This window comes from Bacillus sanguinis, assembly GCF_018332475.1.
Lineage (GTDB): Bacteria > Bacillota > Bacilli > Bacillales > Bacillaceae_G > Bacillus_A > Bacillus_A sanguinis.
This window is the reverse complement of sequence record NZ_BOQB01000565.1, coordinates 1-1,907: the sequence shown is the minus strand read 5'-3', so window position 1 is coordinate 1,907 and position 1,907 is coordinate 1. Positions and strand designations below refer to the sequence as shown.

General features: G+C 32.2%; 1 protein-coding gene. It reads left to right on the top strand.

Going from position 1 to position 1,907, the window contains the following annotated elements; all coding sequences use genetic code 11:
* Positions 1-399 precede the first annotated feature (399 nt).
* The gene (locus KI369_RS28595) at positions 400-1,602 is read left to right on the top strand and encodes an L-lactate MFS transporter (RefSeq protein ID WP_212959012.1); all 1,203 of its coding nucleotides are present in this window, start codon (positions 400-402) and stop codon (positions 1,600-1,602) included.
* Positions 1,603-1,907: the final 305 nt, after the last annotated feature.

The window sequence follows — 1,907 nt, the reverse complement described above, 5'->3', positions numbered from 1 at the left end:
TTGTTTATCAATAAAATATTTTTTATTTTATAGAAAATAAAGTGTATCGTAGTGTAAAAATAATTTTTTCTCTATGTATAGGAAAATCAAAATTTTTTAATCTAGCCATGATATAACTTAAGAAATAATTTTTATAAAAGAAGAGGATAAAACAGTTGTAAGTCATATGGATGTAAAACATGAGAATAGCTACTTACGTGTTTAATAATTCTTTTTTGTATTTCGTCCTTCGTTTTCTGTAACTGATTCTATGTTTTTGACGCTCTGTCTTGTAAGTGCTTACATAAACGAAAACATCTTATACAATGAAGTTGTTAAATCAAAAGAGGTGACCAAAATGAACATAAAAAAACAAGACTTAGCGAACAGCATTGAAATAGAAAGAGGAGGCGGAAAGGTATGAAAAAATCAAATGTTAATCCATGGCTAGTTGTCCTTGGCACAGTCATCGTACAAATGGGGCTTGGAACGATATATACATGGAGTTTATTCAATCAGCCTTTAGTTAGCAAATACGGTTGGAGTCTTAACGCAGTTGCTATAACTTTCTCAATTACTAGTCTTTCCTTAGCATTTTCAACTTTATTTGCAAGTAAATTGCAAGAAAAATGGGGACTTCGTAAACTTATTATGATAGCTGGACTAGCATTAGGGCTAGGATTAGTACTTAGTTCACAAGCTTCTTCATTAATTTTGCTGTATGTACTAGCTGGAGTTGTTGTAGGTTATGCAGATGGTACAGCATATATCACTTCATTATCCAATTTAATAAAGTGGTTTCCAGAGCGTAAAGGTTTAATTGCTGGAATTTCTGTCTCTGCATATGGTTCAGGTAGCTTAATCTTTAAATACGTTAACGCACAGTTAATTGAATCAGTTGGTGTATCACAAGCATTTATATACTGGGGTTTAATTGTTACAGCTATGATTGTCCTTGGAGCTTGTTTAATCCATCAAGCTTCTGATCAAGGCGCAGTCCATGAAACAAAAACTCATGAATATACAACAAAAGAAATGTTAGGCACAAAACAAGTATACTTACTATTTATTATGTTATTCACATCATGTATGAGTGGTTTATACTTAATTGGTATGGTAAAAGATATTGGTGTTCAACTTGTAGGACTTAGCGCAGCAACAGCAGCTAATGCGGTTGCTATGGTTGCAATCTTCAATACATTAGGTCGTATTATTCTAGGACCGTTATCAGATAAAATCGGTCGTTTAAAAATCGTTACTGGTACTTTTGTTGTTATGGCAAGTTCAGTCTTAGTTCTAAGTTTCGTAGATTTAAATTATGGTATCTACTTCGTATGTGTAGCAAGTGTAGCGTTTTGCTTTGGTGGAAATATCACGATTTTCCCAGCTATTGTTGGTGATTTCTTCGGTATGAAAAACCATAGTAAGAACTATGGAATTGTGTATCAAGGATTTGGATTTGGAGCACTTGCAGGTTCCTTTATCGGTGCACTTCTGGGTGGATTCAAACCAACCTTTATGGTGATCGGCGTACTATGTGTCGTATCATTTATTATCGCAATTGTAATTCAAGCACCTAAGCAGACAAAAGAACAGGAAGAAGAGTATCGCAGCGTAGCATAAGGGTATAAATTTTTTATAACACTATGATTACAAAAAAGCATCCTGCTAAATAGGGTGCTTTTTTGAGTTGTTTTAAATAGGTTATATAATCTTTGGAATTTGTTGAGACAAAAAAATGAGTGAAATATCTATTTGGATTATATTGGAATATTAAAAATGATACATTATATTCGAACTATTTATTAAATCTTAAATTATAAACGCGACATACATCATTAATTGCAAGATATATTTTCTCGGTATTTTCAGAAAAATATTGAGAAAATATATACTTGAATTTTTGATAAGGCTTTATACATGAAAGC